The 24,086-nt window shown below is 72.8% G+C and carries 19 protein-coding genes; 5 read left to right on the forward strand and 14 right to left on the reverse strand.

From position 1 onward, the window contains the following. Window positions 1–5: 5 nt before the first annotated feature. From ACZ6PY_RS24665 to ACZ6PY_RS24700, 8 genes are all read right to left on the reverse strand, one after another. A complete protein-coding gene (locus tag ACZ6PY_RS24665) occupies window positions 6–1,571 on the reverse strand; it encodes an MFS transporter (RefSeq protein ID WP_466075483.1) in 1,566 nt (521 codons plus the stop codon). Between the two features lie 119 nt (window positions 1,572–1,690). Then, window positions 1,691–3,007 (reverse strand): glycosyltransferase family 87 protein, encoded by a 1,317-nt coding sequence (locus ACZ6PY_RS24670; RefSeq protein ID WP_466075486.1) that lies wholly within the window; start codon window positions 3,005–3,007, stop codon window positions 1,691–1,693. Window positions 3,008–3,087: 80 nt separating this feature from the next. Further along, entirely contained in the window at window positions 3,088–4,110 is a 1,023-nt protein-coding gene (locus ACZ6PY_RS24675; RefSeq protein WP_466075491.1) for a branched-chain amino acid ABC transporter permease, read from the reverse strand. Continuing rightward, complete coding sequence (locus tag ACZ6PY_RS24680; protein ID WP_466075494.1) at window positions 4,107–4,988, reverse strand: branched-chain amino acid ABC transporter permease; 882 nt, start codon at window positions 4,986–4,988, stop codon at window positions 4,107–4,109. Before ACZ6PY_RS24680 ends, ACZ6PY_RS24675 begins: the two co-directional genes overlap by 4 nt. A 10-nt stretch (window positions 4,989–4,998) precedes the next feature. Then, entirely contained in the window at window positions 4,999–6,249 is a 1,251-nt protein-coding gene (locus ACZ6PY_RS24685) for an ABC transporter substrate-binding protein (protein WP_466075497.1), read from the reverse strand. Window positions 6,250–6,297: 48 nt separating this feature from the next. After that, the gene (locus ACZ6PY_RS24690; protein ID WP_466075500.1) at window positions 6,298–6,990 is read right to left on the reverse strand and encodes an ABC transporter ATP-binding protein; all 693 of its coding nucleotides are present in this window, start codon (window positions 6,988–6,990) and stop codon (window positions 6,298–6,300) included. Further along, a complete protein-coding gene (locus tag ACZ6PY_RS24695; protein WP_262283812.1) occupies window positions 6,977–7,738 on the reverse strand; it encodes an ABC transporter ATP-binding protein in 762 nt (253 codons plus the stop codon). The genes ACZ6PY_RS24690 and ACZ6PY_RS24695 overlap by 14 nt, the downstream gene beginning before the upstream one ends. Window positions 7,739–7,958: 220 nt before the next feature. Next, complete coding sequence (locus ACZ6PY_RS24700; protein WP_466075504.1) at window positions 7,959–9,158, reverse strand: FAD-dependent monooxygenase; 1,200 nt, start codon at window positions 9,156–9,158, stop codon at window positions 7,959–7,961. Window positions 9,159–9,314: 156 nt separating this feature from the next. Between ACZ6PY_RS24700 and ACZ6PY_RS24705 the strand changes: the two genes are divergently transcribed. After that, on the forward strand, window positions 9,315–10,241 hold the full coding sequence (locus ACZ6PY_RS24705) for a TetR/AcrR family transcriptional regulator C-terminal domain-containing protein (protein WP_466075507.1): 927 nt from the start codon (window positions 9,315–9,317) through the stop codon (window positions 10,239–10,241). Here ACZ6PY_RS24705 and ACZ6PY_RS24710 read toward each other — a convergent pair. The 3 genes from ACZ6PY_RS24710 to ACZ6PY_RS24720 are packed head-to-tail and all read right to left on the reverse strand — an operon-like array spanning window position 10,225 to window position 13,439. Then, window positions 10,225–11,301, reverse strand: coding sequence for an alcohol dehydrogenase catalytic domain-containing protein (locus tag ACZ6PY_RS24710; RefSeq protein ID WP_466075510.1), 1,077 nt, complete (start codon window positions 11,299–11,301; stop codon window positions 10,225–10,227). The two genes, ACZ6PY_RS24705 and ACZ6PY_RS24710, sit on opposite strands and share 17 nt — an antisense overlap. After that, complete coding sequence (locus ACZ6PY_RS24715; RefSeq protein WP_466075513.1) at window positions 11,298–12,740, reverse strand: aldehyde dehydrogenase family protein; 1,443 nt, start codon at window positions 12,738–12,740, stop codon at window positions 11,298–11,300. Before ACZ6PY_RS24715 ends, ACZ6PY_RS24710 begins: the two co-directional genes overlap by 4 nt. A gap of 45 nt (window positions 12,741–12,785) precedes the next feature. After that, window positions 12,786–13,439, reverse strand: a complete 654-nt coding sequence (locus tag ACZ6PY_RS24720; protein WP_466075516.1) for a TetR/AcrR family transcriptional regulator — start codon at window positions 13,437–13,439, stop codon at window positions 12,786–12,788. A gap of 231 nt (window positions 13,440–13,670) precedes the next feature. Here ACZ6PY_RS24720 and ACZ6PY_RS24725 point away from each other — a divergent pair, with 231 nt between their 5' ends. After that, complete coding sequence (locus tag ACZ6PY_RS24725) at window positions 13,671–14,843, forward strand: acyl-CoA dehydrogenase family protein (protein WP_466075519.1); 1,173 nt, start codon at window positions 13,671–13,673, stop codon at window positions 14,841–14,843. Between the two features lie 46 nt (window positions 14,844–14,889). On the opposite strand, the gene ACZ6PY_RS24730 is transcribed toward ACZ6PY_RS24725, so the two are convergent. Together ACZ6PY_RS24730 and ACZ6PY_RS24735 are read right to left on the reverse strand one after the other, a co-directional pair. Next, window positions 14,890–15,927, reverse strand: coding sequence for an aminotransferase class V-fold PLP-dependent enzyme (locus ACZ6PY_RS24730; protein WP_466075522.1), 1,038 nt, complete (start codon window positions 15,925–15,927; stop codon window positions 14,890–14,892). Between the two features lie 165 nt (window positions 15,928–16,092). Continuing rightward, window positions 16,093–17,487: a cation:dicarboxylate symporter family transporter gene (locus ACZ6PY_RS24735; protein ID WP_466075525.1), complete on the reverse strand. Its 1,395-nt coding sequence runs from the start codon at window positions 17,485–17,487 to the stop codon at window positions 16,093–16,095. A 133-nt stretch (window positions 17,488–17,620) separates the two neighbouring features. On the opposite strand from ACZ6PY_RS24735, the gene ACZ6PY_RS24740 reads away from it, so the two are divergent. The 3 genes from ACZ6PY_RS24740 (at window position 17,621) to ACZ6PY_RS24750 (ending at window position 20,294) form a co-directional block, all read left to right on the forward strand. Next, entirely contained in the window at window positions 17,621–19,207 is a 1,587-nt protein-coding gene (locus tag ACZ6PY_RS24740) for an ATP-binding protein (RefSeq protein ID WP_466075528.1), read from the forward strand. Then, a complete protein-coding gene (locus ACZ6PY_RS24745; RefSeq protein WP_466075531.1) occupies window positions 19,204–19,884 on the forward strand; it encodes a response regulator in 681 nt (226 codons plus the stop codon). Before ACZ6PY_RS24740 ends, ACZ6PY_RS24745 begins: the two co-directional genes overlap by 4 nt. A 68-nt stretch (window positions 19,885–19,952) precedes the next feature. Next, entirely contained in the window at window positions 19,953–20,294 is a 342-nt protein-coding gene (locus tag ACZ6PY_RS24750) for an NIPSNAP family protein (protein WP_466075533.1), read from the forward strand. Between the two features lie 97 nt (window positions 20,295–20,391). On the opposite strand, the gene dnaE is transcribed toward ACZ6PY_RS24750, so the two are convergent. Then, window positions 20,392–23,925, reverse strand: coding sequence for a DNA polymerase III subunit alpha (gene dnaE / locus ACZ6PY_RS24755; protein ID WP_466075536.1), 3,534 nt, complete (start codon window positions 23,923–23,925; stop codon window positions 20,392–20,394). Between the last annotated feature and the right edge of the window lie 161 nt (window positions 23,926–24,086).

Here is a 24,086-nt window from a genome sequence, read left to right on the forward strand (position 1 = left end):
CGAACCTACGCGGTCCCGGCCAACTCCGGCTCGGCGGCCGGCCGGGACTCGGTCTCGACCGCCGGGCGGCCCGGCATCCAGCGCAGCACGATGCCCATCCCGAGCAGCGCCACCAGCGCGGAGATCCCCGCCGCCCAGTGCATCGCCGAGACGAACGAGTCGTTCGCCGCGTCGATGAGCCGGGGTGCGCCGGCCCCGAGCCGGCCGGCGACCGCGTACGCCCCGGAGATCGACTCCTGGGCCGCGTCGCGGACGGGGGCGGGCAGGCCGGACAGGGTCGAGGCCACGTCGTTGCGGTAGACCGCGGAGAGCACCGAGCCGAGCACCGCCACGCCGAGCGCGCCGGCCACCTGGCGGACGGTGTTGCTCACGGCCGAGCCCACGCCGGCCTTCTCCCGGGGCAGCGCCGACATGATCGACTCGGTGGCCGGCGGCATGATGTTGGCCATCCCGGCGCCCTGGACGAAGCCCAGCGCCGAGAAGATCCAGATCGGGGTGTCGGCGTCGATGAGCACGAACGCGCCGAGCGCGGCGGCGGTGAGCAGCAGCCCGACACCGGCGACGGCCCGGCCCCCGTAGCGGCGGACCATGGCGGCGCTGCGCGGCGCGAAGATCAGCTGCGCGGCGGCGAAGGGCAGGAAGAGCAGGCCGCTCTCCAACGGGCTGTAGCCGCGGACCAGCTGGAGATAGAACGCGCCGAAGAACATCACGCCCATGGCGGCAAAGAAGACCAGGCCGACCAGCGCCACCGGCGCGGCGAACCGGGGCACCCGGAACAGCCGGACGTCCAGCGACGGGTGGTCGCTGCGCAGCTCGTGGGCGACGAACCAGCCGAGCACCGCGAGCCCGCCGAGGATCGCGACCCACACCCGCGCCCGGTCGAAGCCGTGCTCGCCGCCGTCGATGATGCCGTAGGTGAGGGCGACGAGGCCGACCACGGACAGCAGGACGCCGAGCAGGTCGACCCGGCCCGGCCGGGGGTCGCGGGACTCCGGGACGAGGGCCGCGACGAGCACCACGCCGAGCACCACCACCGGCACGTTGATCAGGAAGACCGAGCCCCACCAGTAGTGCTCCAGCAGGGCGCCGCCGAGCACCGGGCCGATGGCCACGGCCAGGCCGACCGCGCCGGCCCAGACGCCGATCGCCTTGGCCCGCTCGCGGGGGTCGAAGACGTTGGAGATGATCGACAGGGTCACCGGCATGATGGCCGCGCCGCCGACGCCCATGAGGGCGCGGGTGGCGATGAGCTGGCCCGGGTCCTGGGCGTACGCGGACAGCAGCGAGGCGAGCCCGAACAGGGCCAGGCCGACCATCAGGAAGCGCTTGCGACCGAGGCGGTCGCCGAGGACGCCGAAGGTGAAGAGCAGCCCGGCGAAGACCAGGGTGTAGGAGTTGATCGCCCACTCCAGCTCGCCCTGGCTGGCCCCGAGGCCGTGCACCGGGTCGGCGAGGGTACGCAGGGCGACGTTGAGGATGGTGTTGTCGAGGACGACCACGAGGAGGCTGATCACCAGCACTCCCAGGATCGCCCACCTCCTCGGGTGTCCGGTGTTCTCGTGCGGTTCCACTCGGGTTCTCCCCCCGGCTCACCCGCGTCAAAATACGATACGGGACAGACTCGTAACGGAGTCGAGAGTAGGCGAGAAGGTTTCGATACGGAACCGGTTCGTATCGTTTGTGTCCCAGGTCACCGCCCGGCGGGGACATCGGTCGACGGGGTCACCGTCCGTTCGGCACGTCGCCGGTGCACGAGCCACAGCGCGGCGAGCGCGAAGAGCACCAGCACGGTCAGCACGTAGGCGTCGACGGCGAGCCACTTCGCCCGGCCGTCCATGTGTGCCGAGTTCCAGATCAGGCCCCGCGGGATCCGCTCGCCGGTCGGGATGGTGCCCGGCCACAGGAGGAAGGGCAGGATCGCCGCGACCGCGACGACGCCTGCGACCACACGTGCCACGCCCCGCGAGCGCCGCACGACGTCGATGAGCACCACCGCCATCGGAGCGGTCCAGAGCCAGTAGTGCGACCAGCTCACCGGCGAGATGAGGAGCATGGTGCAGCCGACGACCACCAGGGCCATGGCCTCCTCACCGGTGCGCTGCAGCGCGGTCGCGAGCGCGAGGCCGGCCACCGCCACGACGACCACGGACAGCAGCCACCAGTTCGTGTTCAGCTCGTTGGTGTCGAGCTGACGGGCGACGAAACCCTGCAGGGACTGGTTGCCGGCGTACCGCGGGCCCGACCCGCCGAGCATCGGCTGGTTGTCGAACGCCCGGCCGGTCACCCAGTAGTCGAACGAGTTGCGCGGTTGGATGATCGCGCCCAGCAGGGTGAGCCCGGCGAAGGTGCCCGCCGCGACGACGGCCGCGCGGATCCGTCGCGTCAGCAGCAGGTAGACGACGAAGAGGCCGGGCAACAGCTTGGTCGCGGTCGCCGCCCCGATACCGATCCCCTTGAACCGGCTCCGGTCGGGCAGGGCGAGGTCGACCACGACCAGCAGCATGACGAAGATGTTGATCTGACCGAGGTGGAAGTTGCGCTGCAGAGGCTCGGTCCACAGCAGCACCGCGAGCACGGCGGCGGCGAGACCCAGCCGGCCGCGGAGGCCCTCGTACCCGGTCATCCTGGTGGTCAACCAGATCACGGCGAGCATCGCCAGCAGGCCCGCGACGCTCCACACGTAGAGGGCGACCGCCTCGTCGAGCCAGGTCAGCGGGATCAGGAACGTCATCGTGACCGGCGGGTACGTGTACGGCAGGTTCAGCCCGGTGTAGCCGGCCCGGTAGACCGGCTCACCGTCCAGGAACGTCCTGGTCGCCCCCAGGTACATGCGGAAATCCGTCCCGGCCAGCGAGTGGTGGCGCAGGTACGCGCCGTAGAACGCGAGCGAGACGGCCAGCACCGCCAGGCCGGGAACGAGCAGCCAGTTCGGAACGGGAACCCGCGGACGAGCCGGCTGCTCCGCCGGAACCTCGGAGGCGAGCCGACGGATATGCTGAATGATCATGGTGTCCGGATAGTAGCCCGCACGGCGTCGCGGCGGGGGTACCGGCGCTCCGGGCACCCCGCACGCCGACCCGCGCCGAGCTATCCCCGCCGCCGGGAGCGCCGCCGGCGCAGCGCCAGAGCGGCCACGGTGCCCCAGATGCCCCGCCGGAACAGCAGCACGACGAGCACGAAGATGCCGCCGGTGACCAGGCCGATGGCCTCGAAGCCGGAGAACGACAGCCAGTCCTCCAGGCGGACCACCAGGGCCGCCCCGAGCACGCCGCCCCAGAGGGTGCCGATGCCGCCGAGCACCACGACGATGACCGCCTTGCCGGAGGTGGTCCAGTGCAGCACGTCCAGCGAGACGAACCGGTGGCCGACCGCGAAGAGCCCGCCGCCGAGCCCGGCAAGGAAGCCGGACAGGACGAACGCGGTCAGCTTGTAGCGGTGCACCGGGTAGCCGAGCGCGCGGGCCCGGGCCGGATTGTCCCGGATGCCCACCAGCACCCGGCCGAACGGCGAGTGCACGATCCGCCAGGCGGCGAGCAGGCCGAGCACCACGATCGGCAGGATCGCGTAGTAGAAGTAGTAGTCGTCGGAGAGGTCCGCGCCGAAGAACTCCCGGGGCACGCCCTGGAGGCCGTTCTCGCCCTGGGTGACCGAGCGCCACTCGTTGGCCACGTAGTAGACCATCTGCGCGAACGCGAGGGTGACCATGGCGAAGTAGATGCCGGTGCGCTTGACCGCCAGGTAGCCGATCGGCAGCGCGAGCAGCGCCGCGGCCAGGGCGCCGGCCAGCACGGCCGCCGGGAAGGGCAGGCCGGCGTGGATCGCCACCAGGCCGGTCACGTATGCCGAGGTGCCCCAGAACGCGGCGTGCCCGAAGGACATCAGCCCGGTGAAGCCGAGCAGCAGGTCCACCGAGACGGCGAACAGCGCCCAGCAGAGGATGTCCACGGCCACCGCCGGGTAGAGCCCGTTCGGCAGCCAGAGGGCCACGAGCAGGCCGGCGGCGAGCAGCGCGTACCGGACCCAGCCGGGCGCCCGGGCGACGGTGAGCAGCCCCGACGGCGGGGCCGGCCGGGCCGACTCCTCGGCGGGGGTGTCGACGGCACTCGTCATGCCGGTGCCTCCTCTCGGCCGAACAGGCCGGCCGGCCGCCAGAGCAGCACCGCGGCCATCACCACGAACACGACGGTCTGCGACACGATCGGGAAGTCCGACAGGTACGCCTCGCCCCACGCCTGGATCAGGCCGATGCCGAAACCGGCGGCCACCGAGCCGAAGATCGAGCCGAGCCCGCCGATCACCACCACCGCGAAGACCACGATGATCAGGTCGGCGCCCATGAGCGGGTTCACCGCCCGCATCGGGGCGGCGAGCACCCCGGCCAGCCCGGCCAGGGCGATGCCGAAGCCGAACACCGGGGTGACCCACTTCCCCACGTCGATGCCGAAGGCCCGGGTCAGCTCGGGACGCTCGGTGGCGGCCCGGACCACCATGCCGACCCGGGTCCGGCCGAGCACCCACCAGACCGCGACGCAGAGCAGCACGGTGAACCCGAGGATGAAGACCCGGTAGGTGGGGAAGTCGAACAGTCCGAAGTCGACGGTCCCGCTCAGCTCCGTCGGGGTGGCGTACGGGCTGGACTGCACGCCGTACCGGGACTTCACCAGGTCCTGCAGGATCAGCGTGAGGCCGAAGGTGAGCAGGAAGTTGTAGAGCGGGTCGAGCCGGGTCAGCCGGTGGATCACCGCCCGCTCCAGCACCATGCCGAGCAGGCCCAGCGCCAGCGGCATGATCACCAACGCGGCCCAGAACGGCACGCCCGCCTCGGCGAGCAGCACGTACGCCCCGAAGGCGCCGAGCATGTAGAAGGCGCCGTGGGCGAAGTTCACCACCCGGAGCATGCCGAAGATGACCGCGAGCCCGAGGGCGAGCAGGGCGTAGAACGCCCCGCCCACCAGCCCGTTGAACGTGTTCTGCAGGAACCCGGACATCAGTTGCTCATCACATCTTGCAGTCGGCCGACGGGGCGCGGAACGCCTCGGCCGCCGGGATGGTCTTGAGGATCTTCACGTAGTCCCACGGCTCGCCGACCTCGGCCTGCGGCTTCACCTGGGCCAGGTAGGCGTCGTGGATGACCCGGTGGTCCTCCGCGCGGATCTTGCCGTTGCGCAGGAAGAGGTCGTTGACCTCCTTGCCCTCCAGGCCCTTGACCACGGTGTCCGCGTCGTCGGTGCCGGCGGCCTGCACGGCCTCCAGATACTGCATGGCCGCCGAGTAGTTGGCCGCGTGGGCGAAGGACGGCCGGGTGCCCGTCTGCTTCTGGAACGTGTCGGCCCACTCCCGGTTCTGCTTGTCGAAGTTCCAGTACCAGGCGTCGGTGTAGGTGGTGCCGGCGAGCGCCGCCGGGGTGAGCGAGTGGATGTCGGTGATGAACATGAGGCCGACGGCCAGCCCGACGCCCTTGTCCCGCAGCTTGAACTCGTTGTACTGCTTCACCACGTTGACCAGCTCGGCGCCGGCCTGCATGGTGCCGAGCACCTGCGGCTTCGGGTTCAGCGTGGGGGCCTTGAGCAGGAACGAGGAGTAGTCGCCGCTGGTGTTCGGGAAGGGCGCCCCGTCCTTGCCGACCACCTGCCCGCCGGCGGCGGTGATGGCCGCGGAGAAGCTCTTCTCCATGTCCTGCCCGAACGCGTAGTTCGGGTAGAGGATGTACCAGTTCTTGCCGACCTGCTGCGTGGTCACCGTGCCGGTGCCGTGGGCCAGCATGTAGGTGTCGTACGCGTAGTGGAACGTGTACCTGTTGCAGCTCTTGCCGGTCAGGTCGGTGGTCGCCGCGCCGATGTTGAAGTAGAGCTTCTTCTTCTCCTTGGCCACGTCGGCGACCTTGAGGGCGGCCGAGGAGGTCGGCACGTCGAGGATGGCGTCGACGCCCTTGCGGTCGTACATCTCCTGGGCCTTGCTGTTGGCCACGTCCGGCTTGTTCTGGTGGTCGGCGGTCTCCACGCTGATGTTCTTGGTGACCGCCTTGTCGCCGTACTTGGCCTTGAAGTCGGCGATGGCCATCTCCACGGCCTTGACCGAGTTCCGCCCGGACAGCTCCGAGTAGGCCCCGGACTGGTCGTTGAGGACACCCAGCACGATCTTGTCGCCGGTCAGCTTCTGGTCGCCGCCGGACTGCGGCCCACCACCGCCGCAACCGGCCAGCAGCACCGCCGCCGCCGAGGCGGCGGCCACACCCACGCTCCTGCGCATGTCGAATCCTTCCCTGCCGCGCGGTCCGCGCGGGTCAGCCGTCGTCTGTCAGATCCCGAGGTACGCGAGCAGCTCGCGCTCCCGCGAGCGCACCTCGGAGTTGTCCATCGCCTCCGCGATCCGTCCCTCGGCCAGCAGGTAGTGCCGGTCGGCGACGCCGGTGGCGAAGTGCAGGTTCTGCTCGACCAGCAGCACGGTCACGCCGTGCTTCTTGGCCTCGCGCAGCAGGTCGCCGACCTGCTGCACGAGCAGTGGGGACAGGCCCTCGGTGGGCTCGTCGCAGAGCAGCAGCCGGGCGCCCATGCGCAGCACCCGGGCCAGCGCGAGCATCTGCTGCTCGCCGCCGGAGAGCATGGTGGCCGCCGAGTCCCGCCGGCTGTAGAGGGCGGGGAACGCCTCGTAGACCCGTTCGAGGGGCCACGGGTCCGGGCCGACCCGGGGCGGCAGCGTCAGGTTCTCGGTGACGGTCAGGGTGGCGTACGCGCCCCGGTCGTCGGGGACCCAGCCGAGCCCGAGCCGCGCCCGCTTGTGCGCGGGCAGCTTCGTGACGTCCCGGTCGGCGAAGCCGACCGTGCCGCGCTGGCCGGGGTGCAGCCCCATGACGCAGCGCAGCAGCGTGGACTTGCCGGCGCCGTTGCGCCCGACCAGGGTGACCACCTCGCCGGCGGCCACCTCCAGGCTCACCTCCCGCAGCACCTGGGCCTCGCCGTACCAGGCGGAGAGGTTCTCAATGCGCAGCATCCGCGGCTCCCAGGTAGGCGGTGATGACCCGCTCGTCGGCGCGGACCTGCTCGTACGGCCCCTCCACCAGGACCTTGCCGGCCTGCAGGACGGTGACCGTGTCGGCGAGTCGGCCGACCACGCTCATGTTGTGTTCGACCATGACCACGGTCCGGCCCGCGCGGACCCGGGCGATCAGGTCGACGGTGCGGTCGACGTCCTCCAGCCCCATCCCGGCGGTGGGCTCGTCGAGCAGCAGCACCTTCGGGTCGAGGGCGAGCGCGATGGCCAGCTCCAGGGCGCGCTTGCGCCCGTACGCGAGGGCCTCGGCCGGCGCCTCGGCCAGCTCGGCGAGACCGACCATGGCCAGCAGCTCGTCGGCCCGGTCGCGGTAGCGGCGCATGAGCTTCGCCGAGCGCCAGAACCGCCACCCCAGCCCGCTGGGCGCCTGGAGGGCCAGCTCGACGTGCTCCCGCGCGCCCAACTGGGGAAAGAGGCTGGTGATCTGGAAGGAGCGGGCCACGCCGAGCCGGGCGACCCGTTCCGGGGGCAGGCCGGTGACGTCCCGGCCGGCCAGCTCGATCCGCCCGGCGCTGGGCGGCAGGAAGCCGGTGAGCAGGTTGAACAGGGTGGTCTTGCCGGCGCCGTTCGGCCCCACCAGGGCGTGGACGGTCTCCGGCGCCACGTCGAGGTCGACCCCGTCGACCGCCCGGAAGCCCCGGAAGTCCCGGGTCAGCCCTCGGGCCGACAGGATCGCTTGCCCGGCCATCGCCTCACCCTCCGCAGGTCCATCACCGCGCCGGCCAGGTCGGTGACCGGGGTCACAGGGCCGTCGCGTGCAGGAAACCTACGGCGCACCGGCGGAGTCGAGCCATGTCGATCCCCCACACATTCACCCCCCATGGGACGGGCCCGCTCCCCATAGGGGGCGGGCCCGTCCACCGCCATCCGGACGGATCGGCGGCCGTCGACATGTGGTGGCGCCACCGTCAGCGGGCGGCCGCGTACTCCGGCAGGTCGATCCCGTCGGCCTTGCTGAAGAAGAGGCGGGTGGCGAGCCCGCGCAGCGGGCGGGAGGTCATGGCCCGCATCGACAGGTCGCGCATCCGGATCGCGGCCCGGCTGGCCGGCAGGAAACCGGAGATGCCACCGCCCGGGATCTCCTGGCCGCGCGTCACGTGTGGGCGCAGCAGCTCCTCGTAGCGGCGGTAGGCCACCGCGTGGTCGCCCCGCGCCGCCGCCAGCTCGCCGGCCAGCAGGTACGCGCCGACCAGGGCGAGGCTGGTGCCCTGCCCGGTGAGCGGGGACGGGCACCAGGCGGCGTCGCCGAGCAGCGCCACCCGCCCGGCGCTCCACGAGTCCATCCGCACCTGGCCGTACCTGTCGAAGTAGAAGTCGTCGGCGGTCGGCGCGGCGGCCAGCAGGTCGGCGGCGCGCCACCCGACGTCGGCGAAACGCTCGGCGAGCAGCCGCTGCTGGGCGGCCCGGTCCCGGCGGTCCACGTCGAGTTCGTCGGAGCGGAAGCTGAAGAGGGCGGCGGTCCGGCCGTCCCGGGTCGGGCGGGTGCCGACCACCCGGCCGCCCGGCGCGTTGTGCAACAGGAACCATCCGGTGTCGTCCCGGTACGGCGTGGAGAAGTAGGCCAGGTACGCGCCGAGCGGCCGGACGTACGCCGACTCGGGTCCGAAGGCGAGCTTTCGGGTGCGGGAGTGCGAGCCGTCCGCGCCGATCACCAGGTCGACGGTGCGCGGGGCGGAGCGGGTGAAGGTGAGCCGCACCCCGTCCCCGGTCTGGTCCAGGGTCTCGATCGAGTCGTCGAAGACGTACTCGACGTCGTCCCGGGTGGCCTCATGGAGCAGCCGGGCCAGGTCGCCGCGCTCGATCTCGATGTCGGCGACGATGCCCTCCCCGCCGAAGGCGTGCACCGGCAGCCGGGCGCGCGTCCCGCCCCGCTCGTCGACGTACGCCATGCCCTGCTCCCGGACGGTCGCGGACCGGATCCGGTCGGCCAGCCCCATCCGGTCGACCACCTGGCGGGCGGCCCCCCGCACGTCGACCGTCTGCCCGCCGGGACGCAGCCCGGGGGCGTTCTCGACCACGGTCACGGCGAAGCCGTGCCGGCGCAGCCAGAAGGCGAGGGCCGGGCCGGCCACGCCGGCGCCGGAGATGAGCACGGTCCTGTCGTTCATGGTGGTCTCCCGAGATCGCGCGTACACCGTCCACCCGGTCCGGGCCGGGCACTGCGCGTCACGCTAGGTCCGCGCGGCGCCGCGCGCCCCCGCCGACCTAGTACGCTGGCCGATCCGGGGTGCCCGGCGGGGCCGGTGTACTAGTACGCTGCCGGGATGTCGCCGCACGGTCCGGGCCAGGAGCCGCCGTACCGGCGGATCGCCGCGGAGATCCGCCGCCGCATCGACCTGGGCGAGCTGCGGCCCGGTGACCGGGTGCCCTCGGCCCGGCAGCTCACCCGCGAGCACGGCGTGGCCATCGCCACCGCGACCCGGGTGCTCGCCCTGCTCCGCGCCGAGGGGCTGGTGCTGACCCGCCCGGGGGCCGGCACCGTCGTCGCCGCGCCCCGGCCCGAGTCGCGGCGGGCGGAGCCGGAGCTGAGCCGCGAACGGGTGCTGCGCGCCGCGATCGCCCTCGCCGACGAGGGCGGCCTGGCGGCGGTGTCCATGCGCCAGATCGCCGCCGAGCTGGGCGTGGCCACCATGTCGCTCTACCGGCACGTACGCGGCCGCGACGAGCTGATCCTGGCGATGGCCGACGCGGTGCTGGCCGACGCCCCGCTGCCGGCCACCGAGCCGGCCGGCTGGCGCGCCCGGCTCGACGTGCTCGCCCGGGCGCAGTGGGCGGTCTACCGGCGGCACCGCTGGTTGGCGCACGTCATCTCGATCGCCCGGCCGCAGCCGCTGCCGCACGGCATGGCGCACACCGACATGGCTTTGCGGGCCACCGCGGGGCTGGGCCTGGACCGGCAGACCCGCTGGCACGTGGCGATCACCCTGATGGCCTACGTGAAGGGCATCGCGACCAACCTGGAGATGGGGGCGCAGGCCGTGCAGGACACCGGCCTCACCCACGACCAGTGGGTGGACCGGCAGCGGGCCACGTTCCAGCAGATGATGACCGGTGGCGGGCTGGCCACCATGGACGCCCTGACCACCGGCGGCGTCGACCTGGACCTGGAGACCGTCTTCGACTTCGGCCTGCGCCGGCTGCTCGACGGTGTCGCCACGGTGATCGAGGGCGACGTCAGTCCGGGAAGGTGACCACCCAGCGGGCGCCCTCACCCCGGGCCAGCCGGTCCAGCGCCGCGGGCGCCTCGTCCAGGGTGATGGCACCGCTGACCAGCGGCGCCAGGTCCAGACTGCCGTCGGCGAGCGCGCCGGCCAGCTCCGGCACCTCCCGGTCGGGGTCCGAGGAGCCGTAGACCGAGGACCGCAGGGTGCGGGCCGAGTGGAAGATGTCCAGCGCCGACAGGCTGAGCAGGTCGTCCTTGGCACCCATGCCGACCACGGTGACCGCTCCCCCGCGCCGCGTCGCCCGCCAGGCGGCCCGGATGGTGACGGACCGGCCGACACACTCGAAGGCGTGGTCGACGCCGCGCCCCTCGGTGCGCGCCCGGACCTCCTTGGCGAGGGTGTCGTCGGAGCGGAGGAAGTCGGTGGCCCCGGCGGCCAGGGCGAGCTCCCGCTTCGCCTCGGCCACGTCGACGGCGAGGATCGGCGCCGCGCCGGCCCGCCGGGCGGCGGTCAGCACGGCGAGGCCGACCCCGCCGAGGCCGATCACCGCCACCGACTCGCCGGGGGCGACCCGGGCGGTGTTGCGGACCGCGCCCGTGCCGGTGAGCACCGCGCAGCCCAGCAGCGCGGCCTGCTCCGGCGGCAGGCCGGCCGGCACCTCGATGGCGGCCCGCTCGGGCACCACCACCTCCTCGGCGAGCGCACCGAGCCCGAGCGTGACCTGGAGCGGGCCGCCGTCGGCGGTCTGGCCCCGGGCCACCGAGGCGCCGGTGTTGGCCGTGCAGAGCCAGGGCTCGCCGTGCCGGCAGTGCCAGCAGGCGCGGCAGGCGGGGGCCCAGTTGAGCACCACGGGCGTGCCGACGCCCAGCCGCGTGCCGGGTCCGGCCTCGGCCACCACGCCGGTCGCCTCGTGCCCGAGCACCAGCGGGTACGCGGGCGCCACCGTGCCGTCCACCATGGCCAGGTCGGAGTGGCAGATGCCGGCGGCCCGGATCCGGATTCGCAACTCGCCGGGTCCAGGGTCGGGCAGGCGTACCTCCTCGACGGCCGGGGTGGCGCCCCGGCCGCGGACCACGAGCGCCCTCACCGCTGGATCGCCTTCAGCTCGGTGAACTCCGCGATGCCGTGGCCGCCCAGTTCGCGGCCGAGGCCGGACTGCTTGTAGCCGCCGAACGGGGCGAGCGGGTTGAACGCCCCGCCGTTGATGTCCACCTGGCCGGTGCGCAGCCGGCGGGCGACGGCCAGCGCCGTCTCCTCGTCGGCGGACCAGACCGCGCCGGCCAGCCCGTACCGGGAGTTGTTGGCGATGGCGACGGCCTCGTCGGTGTCGGCGAACGGGATGACCGCGAGCACCGGGCCGAAGACCTCCTCCTGGGCGAGGGCGCTGTCCGGATGCACGTCGGCGAAGACGGTGGGGGCGACGAAGTGCCCGCGCGGCGGCAACGGCGCGTCCGGGCCGCCGGCGACGAGGCGGGCGCCGTCGGCGAGCGCCCGGTCGACGTGCCCGCGGACCCGCTCGGCCTGGGCGGCGGAGACCAGCGGGCCGAGGCGGGTGGCCGGGTCGAACGGGTCACCGGGCCGGTAGCCGGCCACGGCCGCCGCGACGAGGTCCAGCGCCTCGGCGTACCGGTCGCGGTGGACCAGCATGCGGGTCCAGGCGGTGCAGGTCTGGCCCGAGTTGAGCAGGGCGTTGCCGACCCCGACCTTCACGGCGGTGGGCAGGTCGGCGTCGGCGAGGATCACGTTGGCCGACTTGCCGCCGAGTTCCAAGGCGACCCGGGCGATCCGGTCGGCGGCCAGGTGGGCGATCCGCCGGCCGGTGGCGGTGGAGCCGGTGAACGAGACCAGGTCGACGTCGGGGTGGCCGGCCAGGGCCTCGCCGACCACCGGGCCGGTGCCGGGCACCAGGTTGACCACCCCGGGGGGCAGCCCGGCCTCGGTGATCGCGTCGAAGAGCAGGTACGCGGTGAGCGGCGTCAGCTCGCTGGGCTTGAGCACCACCGTGCAGCCGGCGGCGACGGCCGGGGCAACCTTGGCGACCACCTGGTGCAGCGGGTAGTTCCACGGGGTGATCGCGCCGACCACGCCGACCGGCTCGCGGACCACGAGGGAGTTGCCGACGGTCTCCTCCGCCGGCGGGCGGGCGGCCAGGTCGACCATGCCGCGCAGCACGGCCAGCGGCAGGCCGGCCTGCACCCGGGTGGCGAGCTTGAGCGGTGTGCCCAGTTCGAGGGCCACCGTGCGGGCGATGTCGTCGGCCCGGGCGGCGAGCGCGGTGTGCAGCCGGTCGAGGTGGGCGGCGCGCTCGGCGGGGGCGGTGGCGGCCCAGCCGGGGAAGGCGGCCCGGGCGGCGGCCACGGCGCGGTCCACGTCGGCCGGGGTGCCGGCGGGGACCTGCCCGAGGACCTCCCCGGTGGCCGGGTTCTCGACCGGGATCGTCCCGCCCTCCGCCGGGTCGACCCAGTCCCCGGCGATGTGCAGATGGCGGCGGACCAGCAGGGCGGGGGGCGCGTCGGCGAGATCCATGGCGTCCCTTCGGGGGGCGGGAAACTAGCAGTGGGAGTTTTGACGCTACCCCGGACCGGTCCCGCGTTCCAGGGGGGTCACGGTCCGGGCGTACTCGGCGGCGAGGCCGTGCAGCAGCGCGTCGAGGCCGAGGGTGAACGCGCCCTCGTCGACGCTGCGCTGGTGGCCGCGGAGCCGGTGGGCCTGGTTGAGGTGCGGGTGGGCCGCGTACAGCTCCGGGTCCTCGACGAAGCCGCGGGCGAACGACCCGAGCGCCGAGCCGGCCACGAAGTAGCGCATCGCGGCCCCGATGTGGGTGGCCCGGGCCGGCGGCCAGCCCGCCCGGACCAGGGCGCCGTAGACGGCGTCGGCCATGGCCAGCGCGGCCCGCCGGCGCCCCGGCCCCTGCGCCAGGTAGGGGACGATGTTCGGGTGGACGGTCAGGGCCTCGCGGTAGGACCGGGCCCAGCGGCGCAGCGCCTCGACCCAGTCGTACCGGTCGAAGACGCTGACGTCGACGGAGGCCGTGACGCTGTCCGCCACCGCGTCGAGGATCTCGTCCTTGGTGGCGAAGTGGTTGTAGAGCGACGGGCCCTGCACGTTCAGCGCGGCGGCCAGCCGGCGGGTGGAGAGCGCGCCGAGGCCGTCGGCGTCGATCAGCGCGAGCGCGGTCTCGACGATCCGGTCCCGGTTCAGCAGGGCCTGGCGGGGACGGGGCACCTCAGCCCACCCTCGCCGGGGCCGCGCCGCACGCCCCTCGCCGGTCGAATCCCGCCACGCCGCCTCCCCCGTCGGAACACCTGCTCACGCACCCTAACCGGGGCGGGGCCACGGAGCCTCACCGCGACGGCCGGAGGAGGGGTCTGGACGGATGAAAACTTACACCGCTAGTTTAAAGGGCGACCGCCGCCGCCCGCGGCGGTCCACCGTCACGCCGACCGAGGGAGCATCGTGGACTTCGCACTGTCCGACGAGGAACGGGCCGTCCGGGACACCGTGCGCGCCTTCGTCACCCGCGAGGTGCTGCCGCTGGAGCAGGAGGTGCTGCGCCGCGAGCGCGCCCACCAGCCCGGCCTGGACCGTTCCGAGCTGCGCGAGCTGCAGCTCAAGGCGAAGAAGTTCGGCTTCTGGGGCCTGGCCACCCCGGAGGAGTACGGCGGGATGGACCTGCCCGCGGTCCTCCAGTCGCTGATCTGGACCGAGCTGGGCCGCTCCTTCGTGCCGTTCCGCTTCGGCGGCGAGGCGGACAACATCCTGTTCCACGCCACCGAGGAGCAGAAGCGGGAGTTCCTCCTCCCCACCATCGAGGGGGAACGGATCTCCTGCTTCGCGATCACCGAGCCGGGCGCCGGCTCGGACGCGGCGAACATCAAGCTGCGGGCCCGCCGCGACGGCGACGACTGGGTCCTCGACGGCGAGAAGACGTTCATCACCAACGGCAACGACGCCGACTTCGCCATCGTGGTGGCGGTGACCGACCCGGAGAAGGGCGCCCGCCGGGGCGGCGCGACCGCGTTCCTGGTGGACCGGGCGATGGGCTGGCGGTCGGAGTTCATCCAGACCATGGGCGAGGGCGGCCCCGCGTCGCTGATCTTCGACGGCGTACGCGTGCCGCACCGCAACATCCTCGGCGAGATCGGCCAGGGCTTCACGCTGGGCATGGAGTGGATCGGCAAGGGCCGCTACACCATCCCCTCGCACGCCATCGGCATCGCCGAGCGGGCCCTGCAGATGGCCATCGACTACGCCAACACCCGGGAGACCTTCGGCGCGAAGATCGGCACCAACCAGGCGATCCAGTGGATGATCGCCGACTCGGAGACCGAGCTGGAGGCGGCCCGCTGGCTGGTGCTGAAGTCGGCGTGGACGGTCGACCAGGGCCTGGACCCGCGGCACGCCTCCTCGATGGGCAAGCTCTACGGGGCCGGCATGGTCAACCGCGTGGTCGACCGGGTGCTGCAGATCCACGGCGGCATGGGCTACACCCGGGAGCTGCCGATCGAGCGCTGGTACCGGCAGGTCCGGCTGTACCGGATCTTCGAGGGCACCGACGAGATGCAGCGGCTGATCATCTCCCGCGACCTACTGCGCGGCTACACGAAGATCGGCGGCCACCTGGCCTGACACCGGTGGTGGCTCCCACCCGTGCCGGGGTGGGAGCCCCTCCACCTCAGCCGGTCAGCGCCGTCAGGGCCAGGTCGACGTCCTCCTCGGTGGTGTAGAGGTGGAACGCGGCCCGGACGCGCCCGGCGCGGACCGCCGCCCGCACCCCGGCCCGGGCCAGCTTCTCCTGCGCCCCGGGCACCTCGACGGCCACGATCGCGCTGTCGCCGGGCGGCCGGCCCAGCCCGGCGAGGAAGCGGTTGGCCAGCGCCACGTCGTGGGCGTGCACGGCGGGCAACCCGATCTCGGCGAGCAGTTCCAGGGCGGGGGCCGCCCCCACGTAGCTGAACCACGCCGGCGAGATGTCGAAGCGCCGCGCGTCGTCGGCCAGCCGCAGCGGGGGGCCGTAGTAGGAGGCGTGCGGGTCCGCGCCCGCGTACCAGCCGGCCGCGTCGGGCCGCAGCCGCTCGCGCAGCGCCGGGGCCAGGTAGCCGAAGGCCGCCCCGCGCGGCGCCATCAACCACTTGTACGCGGCCACCGCCACCACGTCGGCCAGCCCCGCGTCGAAGGGCAGCCAGCCGGCCGCCTGGGTGGCGTCCACCGCGACGAGGGCGCCGTGCGCCCGGGCCGCCGCGACGATCGTCTCGTACGGGGCGACCGCGCCGTCGGCGGACTGCACGAGGCTGAACGCGACGAGGTCCGTGTCGCCGTCGATCGCGTCGACCAGGCCGGCGAGCGGCACGGTCCGGACCCGGACGCCGCGCTCCTGCTGCACCAGCCAGGGGAACAGGTTGGAGGTGAACTCCACCTCCGGGACGACCACCGTCGCGCCGGCCGGCAGGGCGGCGGCCACCGGGGCGAGCAGTTGCGAGGCCGTGCTGCCGATCGTCACGTCCGCCGGGGCCACCCCGACCAGCCGGGCGAACCCGGCGCGGGCCCGCTCGGCGGCCTCACCCCAGCCCTCCCAGGAGATCCGGCCCACCCGCCAGTCGGCCAGCGCGTCCTGCAACGCCTGCCAGGCCGGCTCGGGCGGCAGCCCGTAACTGGCGGTGTTCAGCCAGCCGGGCTCCGGCTGCCACAGCTTCTGTGCCTGCTCCACGTCCATGCCACCGACGCTAACGATCACCGCCGGCCATCGGGACGGCCAATCCCGGCCTCGTGGTCCCCTCGACGGCCGGGAGCCACCGGCCAGGCCGCCGAAGGCGTCGGGAGGGGTACGCCGGGCGGGCCTGCCGGACGGGGGTCCGGCAGGCCCGGGGCGCGGGTCGGCTCAGGCCGTCCGGTCGGCCAGGGCGGCCGGGGTCCCGGCCGGCTCGGCGGCCCCGCCGTCCGCGTCCTCGTCGTCGTCGTCGAGCATGGTCGCCTCGTCGAACGGGCGCTGCCCGCTGAGCACGGCCCGGGCCTGCGCCCGGTCGAACTCGCCGGTCCACGTGCCGACCAGCACGGTGGCCACCGCGTTGCCGGCGAAGTTGGTCAGCGCCCGGGCCTCGGACATGAACCGGTCGATGCCGACGATCAACCCGACCCCGTCGACCAGGTCCGGCCGGTGCGACTGGAGACCGCCGGCCAGGGTGGCCAGGCCCGCGCCGGTCACCCCGGCGGCGCCCTTCGAGGCGATGATCATGAAGGCGAGCAGGCCGATCTGCTCGCCGATCGCCATGGGCTTGCCCAGGGCGTCGGCGATGAACAGCGCGGCCATCGTCAGGTAGATCGCCGTGCCGTCGAGGTTGAAGGAGTAGCCGGTCGGCACGGTGATGCCCACGACCGGCCTGCTGACGCCGAAGTGCTCCATCTTGGCGATGAGCCGGGGCAGCGCCGACTCCGACGAGGAGGTGGAGAGGATGAGCAGGAACTCGCGGCCCAGGTACCGCAGCAGGGCGAAGATCGAGACACCCGACACCAGGCGCAGCAGCGTGCCGAGCACCACGATCACGAAGATCAGGCAGGTGGCGTAGAAACCGAGCATGATCTGGGCGAGGCTGGTCAGCGCGTCCACGCCGGTCGCGCCGACCACCGCGGCGATCGCGCCGAACGCGCCGATCGGTGCCACCCACATGATCATCGCGAGCACCTTGAAGACCAGGCGCTGGATGACCTCCACGGCCCGCAGCACCGGCTCACCGCGCCGGCCCATCGCCTGGACGGCGAAGCCGACCAGCAGGGCGACGAGCAGCGTCTGGAGCACCGAGCCCTCGGTCAGCGCGGAGAAGAGCGAGGTGGGGATGATGCCGAGCAGGAACTCGACGGTGTCGCCGCTCTCCCCGCCGGCCGCGGACTTGCCCGCGTCGGCCACCTCCGGGCCGAGGTTCAGGCCCGAGCCGGGGTGGACGATGTTGCCGACCACCAGGCCGATGGCGAGCGCCACCGTCGACATGAGCAGGAAGTAGCCGAGCGCGAGGCCGCCGACCTTGCCGACCCGGGCCGCCTGCCGCACGGACCCGACGCCCAGGACGATCGTGCAGAAGATGACCGGGCTGATCATCATCTTGATCAGGTTCACGAAGCCGGTGCCCAAAGGCTTCAGCTCCTTGCCGACCTCGGGCGCGACGAGGCCGACCACGATGCCGGCGACGACGGCCAGGATGACCGCCAGGTAGAGGTACCGGGTCCGGTCCCGGCGGGCGGGCCGGGCGGCCACGGGGGTGGGTGGGGTGGTGGTGTCCATGCCGACAATGTGAGGCCGGTCTCACCGCGGGGCACGCTTGCGTTCATTCTGTTCACCCGCGCCGCGCAGGGCCGAAACCGCGCCGCAAGGGTGCGCCAGACTTGCCGACGACCGGCGGCGGGAGGAGGGGAACGTGGCCCGACGGCAGTGGAGCATCGCGGGGCAGCTCTTCGCCCTCCAGGCGGTGGTGGTGACGCTGCTCGTCCTGGCCGGCGCGGCCGGCGCCGTCTGGCTGGCCCGCAGCGACTCCCACCAGGCCGCGAAGGACGAGGTGCTGGCCGTGGCGCAGGCCGTTGCCGGCTCCCCCAACGTCCGGGCGGCCCTCACCAGCACGGACCCGTCGGCCACCCTCCAGCCGTACGCGGAGGCCACCCGGGTCGCCACCGGGACGGACTTCGTCGTGGTGATGGCACCGGACCGGACCCGCTACTCGCACCCGAGCCCGGAGCTCATCGGGCAGCCGTTCATCGGCGACATCGGCCCGGCGCTCTCCGGCGAGCCGTTCACCGTCACCAACGTCGGCACGCTCGGCGAGTCGGTGCGCGCGGTCGTCCCGGTGTACGACGACCGGCACCGGATCATCGGGCTGGTCTCGGTGGGCATCACCACCCGTGCCATCAACCGGAAGCTGCTCGCCCAGGTGCCGGTGCTGCTCGGCGCCGCCGCGCCCGCACTGGCCCTCGCGGCCACCGGATCCTGGCTGCTCAGCCGCCGGCTCCGCCGGCAGACCCACGGCCTCGGGCCGCGCCAGATGACCCGGATGTACGAGTACTACGACGCGGTCCTGCACTCCGTCCGCGAGGGCCTGCTGGTGCTGACCCGGGACCGCCGGGTGGCGCTGGTCAACGACGAGGGGCGCCGCCTGCTCGGGCTGGCCGACGACGCGGCCGTGACCGACCGGCCGGTCGCCGGGATCGACCTGCCCCCGGCGGTGGCCGAGCTGCTCGACTCCGGCCGCGACGCGCACGACGAGCCGATCCTGGCCGGCGACCGGGTGCTGGTGGCCAACCAGCGGACCACCCGCTTCGAGGGCGCGGCGCTCGGCACCGTGCTGACCCTGCGCGACCAGACCGAGCTGCGCAACCTGGCCAGCGAGCTGGACTCCGTCCGCGCCCTCACCGAGGCGTTGCAGGCGCAGACCCACGAGTCGGCGAACCGGCTGCACACCGTGCTCACCCTGGTCGAGCTGGGCCGCACCGACGAGGCCGTCCGGCTGGCCACCCGCGACCTGGCGCTCGCCCAGCAGCTCACCGACCGGGTGGTCGGTGCGGTGACCGAGCCGGCGCTGGCCGCCCTGCTGCTCGGCAAGTCGGCGCAGGCCGGTGAGCGCGGCGTGGACCTGGTGATCGAGCCGGACTGCCGGCTCGACGACAGCCCGCTGCCCACCACGGACCTGCTCACCGTCGTCGGCAACCTGCTCGACAACGCCCTGGAGGCGGTCGCCGGCACCCCGCCGCCGCGCCGGGTCCGCGTCTTCGTCGGGACGGTCGACGACGAACTGCTGGTCCGGGTCGGCGACAGCGGCCCCGGACTGGACCCGGACCGGGTGGCCGACGCGTTCCGGCGCGGCTGGTCCACCAAGAGCGCCGGCCGGGGGCTGGGCCTGGCGCTGGTCGGGCAGGTGGTCCGCCGGCACGGCGGCGCCGCCGAGGTCGTCCGCACCGACGGCGGGGAGACCGTGTTCACCGTCCGGCTGCCGGTCCCGCGGGAGGCGCGATGAGCGACATCCGGGTGCTCGTGGTGGAGGACGAGCCGCTGCTGGCCGAGGCGCACCGGGCGTACACCGAACGGGTGCCCGGCTTCGTGGTGGTCGGCGTCGCGCACACCGCGCGGGACGCCATGGCGGCGCTGCGCCGGCACGGCGGCGCGGACGTCGACCTGGTCCTGCTCGACTTCCGGCTGCCCGACCTGCACGGCCTGGACGTCTGCCGGGCCCTGCGGGCGGCGGGCAGCAGCGTGGACGTGCTGGCGGTGACCTCGGCGCGGGACCTCGCGGTGGTCCGCACCGCGGTGTCCCTCGGGGTGACCCACTACCTGCTCAAGCCGTTCACCTTCGCCGCGTTCCGCGACAAGCTGGAGCGGTACGCCGACTACCGGCGGCAGGCCCTCGCCGACGGCGAGGTGGCCGCCCAGCACGAGGTGGACCGCATGTTCGCCACGCTGCGCGGCACGACCCGGCACACCCTGCCCAAGGGCCTGGACGAGCAGACGCTGCACAACGTGCTGGCCGCCCTCGGCGACGGTGGGCTGTCGGCCACCGAGGTCGGCCGGCGCACCGGGATGTCCCGGGTGACGGCCCGGCGCTACCTGGAGTACCTGGTCTCCGCCGACCGCGCCGTCCGGGTGCCCCGCTACGGGACGCCGGGCCGCCCCGAGGTGGAGTACCGGCCGACCTGACGACAGGGGTGGATCGGGCGGTGCGGGGACGGATAGCGTCAGCCTCGCAGCCACTCCGGAGGTCGTCGATGATTCTCGAGATCCGCACCTACCGCCTGAAGCCCGGCACCGTCGACGAGTTCGTCCGGGTGATGCGGGAGGAGGCCGCGCCGCTGCTCGGCCACTTCGGCATCCGGGTGGTGGCCGCCGGAGCGTCGCTGGTCCGGGAGGACGGCCACGAGGAGGCGTACCTGATCCGGGGTTTCCCGTCCCTGGCGGTGCGGGACGAGCAGGAGGAGGCCTTCTACGGCAGCGACGCCTGGCGGGACGGCCCCCGCGACGCGATCCTGTCCCGCATCGAGAGCTACCACACGGTCGTGCTGGAGACCGCCGACGCCGCCGCGGACGTGCTGGGCGGGCACCGGCTCTGAGTCACCCGCCCTGGCCGCGGTGACGCGGCAGCCGGCGCAGCCGACCGGGTCGGTCCTCCAGCACCGACTCCCGCGCCGGATCCGCCGGCCGATCCGGTCAGCTGACGTTGGCCGGGCCGAGGACGCTCTTGAGATCGCCCATCAGCGCGGTGGTCGCGGCCACGCGGAACGGGCCCAGGCGCAGCGTGGTGGTCTTGCCGCCGTTGAGCAGCTTGACGTGCACCTCGGTGTCGCCCGGGTGCAGCACCAGGGTCTCCTTGAGCTTTTCCACCAGCGGCGGCGTGCAGCGGTGCACCGGGATGGTGAGGGTGACCGGCTTGTTCGCCGGGTTGCTGCTGATGTCCGGCATGGACATGTCCATCGCCATGATCCGGGGCGTGTCGTCGCGGCGGTCGACCCGGCCCTTCACCACGACGATGGCGTCCTCGGCGATGTACTGCCCGATCACCTCGTAGGTGTTGGGGAAGAACAGCGTCTCCACCCCGCCGGCCAGGTCCTCCAGGGTGGCCGAGGCCCAGGCCCGGCCCTGCTTGGTGACCCGGCGCTGCACGCCGGAGAGGATGCCGGCCAGGGTGACCACCGCGCCGTCGGGCACGGTGCCCTCCTCGGAGAGGGCGGCGATGGTGGTGTCGGCTGCCGCGTTCAGCACGTGCTCCAGCCCGAAGAGCGGGTGGTCGGAGACGTAGAGGCCGAGCATCTCGCGCTCGAAGGCGAGCTTGTCCCGCTTGTCCCACTCGCTGTCGCCGATGACCGGCATCACCGTGGTGCTGCCGCCGGTGTCCGCGTCGCCGAAGCCGGCGCCGAACAGGTCGTACTGGCCGACGGCCTCCTTGCGCTTGACGTCGGCGTACGCGTCGATGGCGTCGGCGTGCACGGCGAGCAGGCCCTTGCGGCTGTGCCCCAGCGAGTCGAAGGCGCCCGCCTTGATCAGCGATTCGATGGTCTTCTTGTTGCAGGCGACCGCGTCCACCTTGGACAGGAAGTCGTAGAAGTCGGCGTAGTCGCCCTTCTCCTCGCGGCACCGCATGATCGCCGCCACCACGTTCGCGCCGACGTTGCGCACGGCGGCCAGGCCGAACCGGATGTCCTCGCCGACCGGGGTGAACGGCCCGGCCGAGGTGTTGACGTCCGGCGGGAGGACCTGGATGCGCATCCGGCGGCACTCGGAGAGGTAGAGCGCCATCTTGTCCTTGTCGTCGCCCACGGAGGTGAGCAGCGCCGCCATGTACTCGGCCGGGTAGTGCGCCTTGAGGTACGCGGTCCAGTACGACACCAGGCCGTAGGCGGCGGAGTGCGCCTTGTTGAACGCGTAGCCGGCGAACGGGACGAGGACGTCCCACACCGCCTGGATGGCCTCGTCGGAGTAGCCACGCTCGCGGCAGCCGTCCCGGAACGGGATGAACTCCTTGTCGAGGATCTCCTTCTTCTTCTTGCCCATGGCCCGGCGCAGCAGGTCCGCCTGGCCGAGGGTGTAGCCGGCGAGGATCTGCGCGGCGCGCTGCACCTGCTCCTGGTAGACGATCAGGCCGTAGGTGGGGGCGAGGATCTCCCGCAGCGGCTCCTCCAGCTCCGGGTGGATCGGGGTGATCTCCTGGAGGCCGTTCTTGCGCAGCGCGTAGTTGGTGTGCGAGTCCACGCCCATGGGGCCGGGCCGGTAGAGCGCCAGCACGGCGGAGATGTCCTCGAAGTTGTCCGGCTTCATGAGCCGCAGCAGCGAGCGCATCGGCCCGCCGTCGAGCTGGAACACGCCCAGGGTGTCGCCGCGGGCGAGCAGCTCGTAGGCCGGCTTGTCGTCCAGCGGCAGGCCCAGCAGGTCCAGCTCCTTGCCGTGGTTGAGCTGGATGTTCTTGACCGCGTCGTCGATGATCGTGAGGTTGCGCAGGCCGAGGAAGTCCATCTTCAGCAGCCCGAGCGACTCGCAGGTCGGGTAGTCGAACTGCGTGATGATGACGCCGTCGGCGTCGCGCCGCATCAGCGGGATGTGCTCGATGATCGGCTCGGCGGACATGATGACGCCGGCGGCGTGCACACCGGTCTGGCGGATCAGGCCCTCGATGCCCTTCGCCGTCTCGATGACCTTCTTGACGTCGGGGTCGGACTCGTAGAGGCCGCGGATCTCGCCCGCCTCGGCGTAGCGCGGGTGCTTCGGGTCGAAGATGCCGGACAGCGGGATGTCCTTGCCCATGACGGCCGGGGGCATCGCCTTGGTGATCCGGTCGCCCACGGCGTACGGGAAGCCGAGCACGCGGGCCGAGTCCTTGATCGCGGCCTTCGCCTTGATGGTGCCGAAGGTGGCGATCTGCGCGACCTTGTCCTCACCCCACTTGTCGGTGACGTACCGGATCACCTCACCGCGCCGGCGCTCGTCGAAGTCGATGTCGACATCCGGCATCGAGATGCGCTCGGGGTTGAGGAACCGCTCGAAGATCAGGCCGTGCGGGATCGGGTCCAGGTCGGTGATGCCCAGGGCGTACGCGACGAGCGAGCCGGCGGCGGACCCACGGCCCGGGCCGACCGCGATGCCCTGGCTCTTCGCCCACTGGATGAAGTCGGCGACCACGAGGAAGTAGGACGGGAAGCCCATCTGGATGATGACGCCCAGCTCGTACTCGGCCTGGACGATGTGGCCCTCGGGGATGCCGTCCGGGAAGCGGCGCTTCAACCCCGCGAAGGTCTCCTTGCGGAACCAGGACTCCTCGGTCTCGCCCTCGGGGATCGGGAACCGCGGCATCAGGTTGTGGAACTCGAACATGCCGGCCGGGTCGACCTTCTCGGCCACCAGCAGGGTGTTGCGGCAGCCCTGCTGCCACAGCTCGGACGAGTCGACGGCGCGCATCTGCTCGGCCGACTTCACGAAGTAGCCGCCGCCCTCGAAGCGGAACCGGTTGGGGTCGGCGACGTTGCTGCCGGTCTGCACGCAGAGCAGCACGTCGTGCGCCTCGGCCTGCGCCTCGTGGGTGTAGTGCGAGTCGTTGGTGACCACCGGCGGGATGTCGAGCTTGCGGGCGATCTCGGTGAGCCCGTCCCGGACCCGGCGCTCGATGTCGAGGCCGTGGTCCATGATCTCCAGGAAGTAGTTGTCCTTGCCGAAGATGTCCTGGTAGGCGGCGGCGACCTTGAGCGCCTCGTCGAACTGGCCGAGCCGCAGCCGGGTCTGCACGGCGCCGGACGGGCAGCCGGTGGTGGCCATGATGCCCTCGGCGTGCTCGGCGATCAGCTCCATGTCCATCCGGGGCCACTTGACGTAGTGGCCCTCCATGGAGGCGCGCGAGTTGAGTTTGAAGAGGTTGTGCAGGCCGTCCCGGTTCGCCGCCCACATGGTCATGTGGGTGATGGCGCCGTTGCCGGAGACGTCGTCGCTCTTCTGCTCCGGGCGGCCCCACTTGACCCGCTGCTTGTGGAAGCGCGACTCCGGCGCCACGTACGCCTCGACGCCGAGGATCGGCTTGACCCCGGCGGCCATGGCCTGCCTGTAGAAGTCGTTCGCGCCGTGCATGTTGCCGTGGTCGGTGATCGCCACCGCCGGCATGCCGAGCCGCGCGGCCTCGGCGAACAGGTCCTTGAGCCGGGCCGCCCCGTCCAGCATCGAGTACTCGGTGTGTACGTGCAGATGCGCGAACGAATCGCCCATGCGTGGCGCCCCCCGGGGTGTGGATCAAGGCTGCGTCGGAGTCGACCGACCCACCCTACCGAGGCGATCTGACCGGCTCCACCGTCCGCGCCGGGGGTGTCCCGGGTCTCTCCGTTCCGATGGTGGTGGCGCACACGATGGTGTGCCTCTTGCAAATAGTG

It is taken from the genome of Micromonospora sp. NPDC048907 (genome assembly GCF_055586885.1).